This window comes from Chryseobacterium takakiae, assembly GCF_900129385.1.
Lineage (GTDB): Bacteria > Bacteroidota > Bacteroidia > Flavobacteriales > Weeksellaceae > Chryseobacterium > Chryseobacterium takakiae.
In genome coordinates this window covers 75,377-82,517 of the sequence record NZ_FQVO01000016.1, presented here as the reverse complement: position 1 = coordinate 82,517, position 7,141 = coordinate 75,377, and the positions used below count along the sequence as shown (strand labels likewise).

8 protein-coding genes are annotated in these 7,141 nt (G+C 36.1%); all 8 read right to left on the bottom strand.

The features are described 5' to 3' along the window. Window positions 1-100: 100 nt before the first annotated feature. The 8 genes from ribA to BUA76_RS16890 all read right to left on the bottom strand — a co-directional run bounded on the left by ribA (window position 101) and on the right by BUA76_RS16890 (window position 7,128). Complete coding sequence (ribA, locus tag BUA76_RS16925) at window positions 101-697, bottom strand: GTP cyclohydrolase II (protein WP_072885965.1); 597 nt, start codon at window positions 695-697, stop codon at window positions 101-103. A 17-nt stretch (window positions 698-714) separates the two neighbouring features. Then, a complete protein-coding gene (locus BUA76_RS16920) occupies window positions 715-1,170 on the bottom strand; it encodes a hypothetical protein (protein WP_072885964.1) in 456 nt (151 codons plus the stop codon). Beyond that, the gene (locus BUA76_RS16915; protein WP_072885963.1) at window positions 1,167-1,781 is read right to left on the bottom strand and encodes a DUF4254 domain-containing protein; all 615 of its coding nucleotides are present in this window, start codon (window positions 1,779-1,781) and stop codon (window positions 1,167-1,169) included. Before BUA76_RS16915 ends, BUA76_RS16920 begins: the two co-directional genes overlap by 4 nt. Before the next feature lie 14 nt (window positions 1,782-1,795). Then, window positions 1,796-2,002 (bottom strand): twin-arginine translocase TatA/TatE family subunit, encoded by a 207-nt coding sequence (locus BUA76_RS16910; RefSeq protein WP_042721620.1) that lies wholly within the window; start codon window positions 2,000-2,002, stop codon window positions 1,796-1,798. A 29-nt stretch (window positions 2,003-2,031) separates the two neighbouring features. After that, the gene (locus BUA76_RS16905) at window positions 2,032-3,597 is read right to left on the bottom strand and encodes a peptidoglycan DD-metalloendopeptidase family protein (RefSeq protein WP_072885962.1); all 1,566 of its coding nucleotides are present in this window, start codon (window positions 3,595-3,597) and stop codon (window positions 2,032-2,034) included. After that, window positions 3,594-4,442 (bottom strand): lipoprotein insertase outer membrane protein LolB1, encoded by an 849-nt coding sequence (locus BUA76_RS16900; RefSeq protein ID WP_072885961.1) that lies wholly within the window; start codon window positions 4,440-4,442, stop codon window positions 3,594-3,596. The genes BUA76_RS16905 and BUA76_RS16900 overlap by 4 nt, the downstream gene beginning before the upstream one ends. A 113-nt stretch (window positions 4,443-4,555) precedes the next feature. Continuing rightward, entirely contained in the window at window positions 4,556-5,572 is a 1,017-nt protein-coding gene (locus tag BUA76_RS16895) for a sugar phosphate nucleotidyltransferase (protein WP_072885960.1), read from the bottom strand. Between the two features lie 137 nt (window positions 5,573-5,709). Further along, entirely contained in the window at window positions 5,710-7,128 is a 1,419-nt protein-coding gene (locus BUA76_RS16890; RefSeq protein ID WP_072885959.1) for a lipopolysaccharide biosynthesis protein, read from the bottom strand. Window positions 7,129-7,141: the final 13 nt, after the last annotated feature.

Here is a 7,141-nt window from a genome sequence, read left to right as displayed (position 1 = left end):
GCCATTTTCAATGATCGCAAAGAAAATTTCCAAAATAATTTGAATAACAATAATATCAAAAAATGAAGCCGACTCGTGAAATGAGACGGCTTCTTTGCTTTTATTTATCATTGTCATCTAACAAATGACCAAAATAATCTTTTTTTGTCTGGAGATATGCTCTGCTGATCTCATTGGCGGGAATTTGTAACGGAATCCTTGAGCTAAGATGAATATTGCTTTCTTCTACATATTTTACCTTTTCAGGATTATTGGTAAGAAGATTAATGTCTTTTATATCCAGTAAATTAAGAATTTCAATAGCAACTCCAAAGTTTCTGTCGTCTGCGGGAAGCCCCAGCTTCAGATTCGCTTCTACAGTATCAAACCCTTTTTCCTGTAAAGAATATGCTTTTAATTTATTAATAATTCCGATATTTCTGCCTTCCTGGCGAAGGTAGATAATAACTCCTCCATTTTCATGGATATATTTCATGGCTGCATCCAACTGCTGCCCACATTCGCATTTTTTTGAATGGAAAACTTCTCCGGTAATACATTCTGAATGGAAACGCACATTTACAGGTTTTGAAAAATCTGTTTTCTCTGCTATGATAGCCATGTGAGGCATCCAGTCATTCTCGTTTTCGGATAAAGCAATCATTCGGAAAGTACCGTATTCCGTAGGAACATTGGACTCCGCCTGAATTTTAATCATTGATACCCTTAGTTAATTTAATTTGCTTTAATATAATCTTCGATTGCAGAAACATTAGTTTTTAACCTTACGAGATACCGGTTCAGGATTTCATTATCATCCTTGTTAAGAGTTGTTCTAAGTTTCTGAACTTTTTTATAAGATTTTTCAAAGTCTTTTAAAGCTTTATTTTTCCCGCTCAGATTATCTGCATCTATCGCATAAAGATAGTTTTGCAGGCTGTACTTCAAAGTAATGATTTCGTTGTTTAAAGCTGTATTTTTAAATTTGGGAAAAGTAGTGATCAGGTTTGAAATTTCGGAAGCATTTACGTTACTTTTTACATTAATATCAATGCTGTTTTTAGTTCCTTTGTCAGAATCTGATCCTTTGGTTTCGCTATAAAAGCCAGTAGACAACGGAGAAAAATTTTGTTTTTCCGTTGCACAAGATGTTATAATTAGTAATACCCCAAAAAAAAGTAATCGTTTCATTTTTGTTGCCCCTTTTGATACAGGACTGGGTTAAGACTTTCATCATTGTACATTTTCATTTGTTTGTACACTTTTATCTTAACGTCACCGTTCTCAATATCAGTAAGCAACTGATTAATAGAAGTTGAAAGATCTTCATGCTGTGTAAGAAGAACATCTAATTTTGCCTGGCAATTGGCTCTGTGTTCTTCGGAAGCCGAATCTCTGTTTGCCTCTAACGACATATGATAAACCTTAAGTGCGAGAATTGACAATCTGTCTACCGCCCATGCGATAGTTTCAGTATTGATCTTTGCTTCAGGTTTAGGAATTACACTTTCATATTTTTTAAGAAACCAGCTGTCTATAAATTCTACCAGATCAGTTCTTTTCTGATTGGATGCATCTATCGCTCTTTTAAGTTGAAGCGCTTCAGCCGGATCAATATTTTCATCTCTAATTATATCTTCCAAATGCCATTGAACGGTATCAATCCAGTTTTTTGCATACAAAATTCGTTCCAAAGTGTCTTTTTCGAACGGATTATTAATTAGAGTATTAACGTCATCATACACGTGATAATCTTCAATAGATTTGTTGAAGACTTTCCATGCGGTCTCTGTAAAATTCATTGATTATAGAATTTTTAGTTGCTGGAAGAATTATTGTTTGTGGTTTTGTTTTCAGAACCAGGCTTATCTTCTTCCTTCACCGCATCTTTAAACTCTTTAATGCCGGAACCAACTCCTCTCATTAATTCAGGGATTTTTTTACCTCCGAAAAGTAACAGAAGAATGATGGCTACGATCAGGATGTGTTGCCAAGATAATGACAATATTGTTAATGTATTCATTGCTAAATTTTTTACAAAGTTAATCTTTTTTAATAAGAAACCCAACCTAAAGGATCAACAGGTGTGCTTCCGTTCCATACCTGAAAATCAAGGGTATATGTTCCGTCAAAATCCTGGCCTATTACTCCTACCGGAGTTCCTGCAGAAACCTGCTGACCTTTGGAAACGCTCACACTTCCCAGATTGGAATAGATGGTAAAATAATTCCCGTGCTTCAGGATAACGGTTTTTGTTCCGTCACTATTTGCCAATACTGAAGAAACAGTTCCTGGAAATACTGATTTTGCCCGTGTTCCGGAAGGTACCGAAATTTTAATACCGTTGTTTTCTTCGTCAATATTTTTAAATACCGGGTGAGGGTGTCTTCCGAATCGGTGGGTAATCTGTCCTATTTTATCAGCCGGATAGCCTAATCTTCCTCTATTATCTGCAAAATTGCTTCCTGCAACAGTTGTTACACCATAATTGGTCATTGCTTTTGTTTCCGCAGCTTTTTTATCATCCTCTTTCTTTTTTGCCAGGGCTGCTTCTGCGGCTCTTGCCGCAGCCAGTTTATCGGAAGCTTCTTTTGCTTTTGCAGCTGCTTCATCGGACGCTTTTTTAGCAGCTATTTTTCTGGCTTCATCTCTTGCCGTAGCTTCTGATCTCGCAGCATCTTCATTTCGTTTTCTTTCTTCTTCTGCTCTTTTTGCAGCAAGTTCAGATGCTTTTCTTGCTTCAGCTTCTGCTGCCCGTCTTTCTTTTTCAAGAGCTTCTGCACGGGCTTTATTTTCAGCTTCAATTCTGGCTTTTTCTCTTTCGGCAGCAATTTTGGCAAGGCGGATTTTTTCAGCTTCGGCTTTTTTTCTTGCCTCTTCTTCAGCTTTGGCAATTCTTATCTCCTCAGCGATAATTGATCTGATCTGTCCTTCCAGTGCTTTGGATTGCGCCTGCTTTTGTCTGAGCTCTGAGGTAAGTTTGGATTCGTTTTTCTTAAATTCTGCTACCAGCTGTTCTTTTTGAGCTCTTTCTGCATTAATGGTTGTTAAATCTTTCTGCTGATTGACCAGAAGATTAGCTTTTTCTTTTACAGAATTCTGTTTCTGGGCAATAGATTTTTTGATTTTAGCTGCAGCGTTGGTGATTTCAGCAGCTTTTTTGTCTTGATAATCAGAATATTGTTTTAAATATTGAACCCTTCTTATTGCTTCACCAAGGTTTTTAGCAGAAAGGATAAAAGTTACTTTATTTTGGACTCCTTTATTTTTATAAGCATTTACCAGAACTTTTGCATAATTTTCCCTTAGGATTTTAAGCTCTCTGTTTTGGCGGTTAATTTCAAGCTGACGAAGGTAAATTTCATCTTCAATAAATCTTTTTTCTTTCTGAGTATTGTTATAAACCTTTTCTCTCAACATCAATTTTTTATTGACATTTTCAAGATAAGCTATAGAAAGTTTCGATTCATTTCTTGTTTTTGCTAAATCTGTATTTATCTGAGCAATTTGTTTTTTAAGTTCAGCATTTTGTTTTTGCAACTGTTCTTTTTTACCACTTTGTCCATAGTGCAGTGCGAACAGTAAAATACCTATTAAAAAGCTAAATTTTCTAATCATTTAATCTCAATTTTCTTATAACTGGATGGTACAGAATAAGGTGTATCCATCCTCGAAAAGTCAAATTTCGTATTTTCCAGTAAAATCTGACTGTTTTTTGAGCCTTTTATAATTATTTTAACACTTTTAGGCAATCTGATTCCATTAATTTCTTCCCAATTACTGTAGGAAACATTAAGTTCATCAGGAGATAAAACGTCTTTAAGATTAACGTTCAAGAGATCATAATTGGTATCGTAATCAAGGACAATTTTATATTCTCTTGTTCTTCCTTCGGTCTCTATTTTCTGATTTACGTTGGATGCCATTTTAAATCCCTGGGAATTTTGGGTAAGGGTAAACTGCGAGTCATTAATTTTAACGAAAGTTCGCCCCAGTAGAATTTTTTCTAAAGATTTGTAGTCAATGAAATTAACATTGAGAAGGTTATTAAGATAATCGAAATCGGAGTCAATATACGTTTTGCTTGTTTTATCCTGTCCCTTTATTCCTTCCGGAGTAGCGATTCCCCGGGCTACAGTAATGATAAACGCCTGAAGATTCATCCATACCTTTTTGTCCTTTTCAATATATATTGTAGCATCAAGGGTTGGGATAAAACTTCCGGTTTCTACATTTACCTTACTGCTGATTTTAATCTGCTCAAACTGTGGCGGAGGAATTACATGTTCGAAAAAAGGAAGTTTATTTCTGATGGGTTCATTCGCATCTTTCGGATTTTGGTCAGTTTCCAGTACAAACGTGCTGTCGGTTTTTATATTTTTATTGTTTTTTCTGCCTGCATTTCTCGTTTTACAGGATGTTACGGCAAAAACCAATAAGAGTAGAATGATCCAGTTTTTCATGTATTTACCTTTCAATTTATAAAAATTACGTTGCAATATTAACGCCAAACCACACAAAACATTTTGTGTGGTCTGAAGATACTTATTTCCGTTGAATTATTTATTTTGATTGATTATTTCGATAAGAAATCAAGGACGGAATAATCTCCTAAAGAAATTTCTCTTGATACCCCGAAATACTGTGCAGAATTCCCAATCATAGAATTTGACAGGTTTCCGTGATTAATCTGCGTATTTTCCTGAATCAGGGAATTCTCAATATTAGAATTAACAACGACTGTATTGTTTCCTAATGAAACTCCGGGACCCACTTTTGAGTTGGAGATTTTTACATTTTCACCGATAAAGCATGGCGGAATAATCAGTGAATTTTCGATTTGCGCCGAAGCCGGATATTGTGCCATTGCTTCCTTTTCGTAAGCAAGGATTTTGCTGTTGGTTTCTACGGTAGCATTTTTATTTCCGCAATCCATCCAGTCGTTTACTTTACCTAAGGTAAATTTCGCTCCTTTTGCACGAAGGTTTTCCAGAGCAGTAGTCAACTGGTATTCTCCGCCGTTTTTGATGTCATTATCCATCAGGTAATTAATCTCATCCATCAATTTTTCGGCACTGTTGAAATAGTAAATCCCGATAATGGCCAGGTCTGAAACAAAAGTCTGCGGCTTTTCAACAAAATCTGTAATAAATCCGTAGTTGTCCAGTTTTACAACCCCGAAAGCAGAAGGGTCTTCCACGCTTTTTACCCAGATTACACCATCCGAGTTTTTATCTAAGATAAAATCTGCACGGAAAAGTGTGTCGGCAAATGCGATTACCACATCTCCGCTCATTGATTGTTCTGCGCATTTAATGGCATGAGCCGTACCAAGAGGGTCATTTTGGTAATAAATGCTTCCTTTTGCACCCAGTTTTTCAGCAATCTGAAGAAGAGATTTTTCAATTTCAGGACCAAAGTCTCCGATGATGAAAGCTACTTCTTCAATTTCTTCCCCTGCAACTTTGGCGATATCTTCTACCAGCCTTTGGACAATAGGTTTTCCGGCAATCGGAATCAAAGGCTTCGGAACGGTAAGGGTATGTGGGCGTAATCTGGAACCACGTCCAGCCATAGGAACGATAATTTTCATAAATTATATTAGTATGTTTTTTTATTAGGTTATTTAATTTTTATAAAGATAACAATAAAACATTTGTTTGTGATAGAATTTCTGAGTTTTAAAGATTATGTAAAACAGAAACCATACGCAGCAAATTAAAGACCAAATTACTTTTTGATCCTTGAGAGAAGCATATCCTTTTCAGAGTAGATCAAAATTCCTGCATAAGCTAGGAAAAATACATTTCCGATCCAGAGGTTGTAATCAAAAAATTCTACAATAATATAGCTGAAAACTGCCAAAAGGATTACGAAAAAAGAAATTTTTTTCATTCGGTACGGAATAGGATAGTATTTCTGCCCTAAAAAATAAGATAAGACCATCATGGTAAAGTAAGCGGCCAGTGTGATCCATGCTGAAACCATGAAGCCATATTGCCTTAGTAAAAAAAGATTTAAGGCAATCGTTATAATGGCTCCTATCCAGGAAATATAGGTTCCTACTCTCGTTCTGTCAGTTACTTTGTACCACGTAGAAAGATTGTAATAGATTCCGAAAAAAAGATTTGCGATGACGATAATTGGAATAATATCCAAGGCAATCCAGTAAGAACTGTTAGGAACGAGTAAAAGCTTAAGCCATGAAACATTGGCAATAATTCCCAGAGCCACTACAGAAGCAAAAAACGAGAAATATTCGGTTACTTTGGCGTATGTCTTTTTAGCGTTTTCATTGTTCATCTGTTTGAAGAAAAAAGGTTCAATTCCCATTCGGTATGCCGTAACGAATAGCGTCATCAAAACGGCCATTTTATAACATCCTCCGTAGGCTCCTGCATCTCCGTCATCAATAATGAATTTCTGGATGAACTTATCAAAGTTTTCATTCACCATAAAAGCCAATCCGGCAATCATGATTGGCCACGAATATTTGAGCATCTGAAAGAACAGCTCCTTTGAAAACTGCAGCTTCACCTTCAGGATAACCGGTAAAACCAATACTACACCCAAAAAGCTGGCTGCCAGATTACTGTAAAAAGGGTAAGAAACTTTTTCTTTTAAACCTAATTTCAAACTGAATTCCTGTGGAATATAAAGAAATAAAGCAATCGCAAAAGCACTCTGGAAAACGGCCTGAATGACTCTTACGGCCGTATATTTTATCGGCCTGTTGTGAAACCTGAACCACGCGAGCGGAATTACAAGAATATTATCAAAGAATGCAATCCAGGCAAACCATCTGATGAATTCCGGTGTTTCCGAATACCCGAAAACATTCGCAATAGGCTGGTTGAACAGCAGTACCAATATCAAAAACCCGGTTGATAAGCCTGTTAAAAACCAGAATGATGTATTGAAAACCTTTTGTTCGTTATTTTTATCTGATGAAAATCTGAAGTATGCGGTTTCAAAACCGAAGGATAAAACAATATTAACAAATGAAATCAACGCATAAAGATTGGTGAAAATGGCAAAAGCGCTGTTGTCAATATTTTTAATAAAGAGATAATTCAGCAGTACGACAATGATCCTCGGCATAATGGCCCCGATTCCATAGATAATCGTTTCGTTGAGAAGCTTCTTCAAAATCTGAAATTTT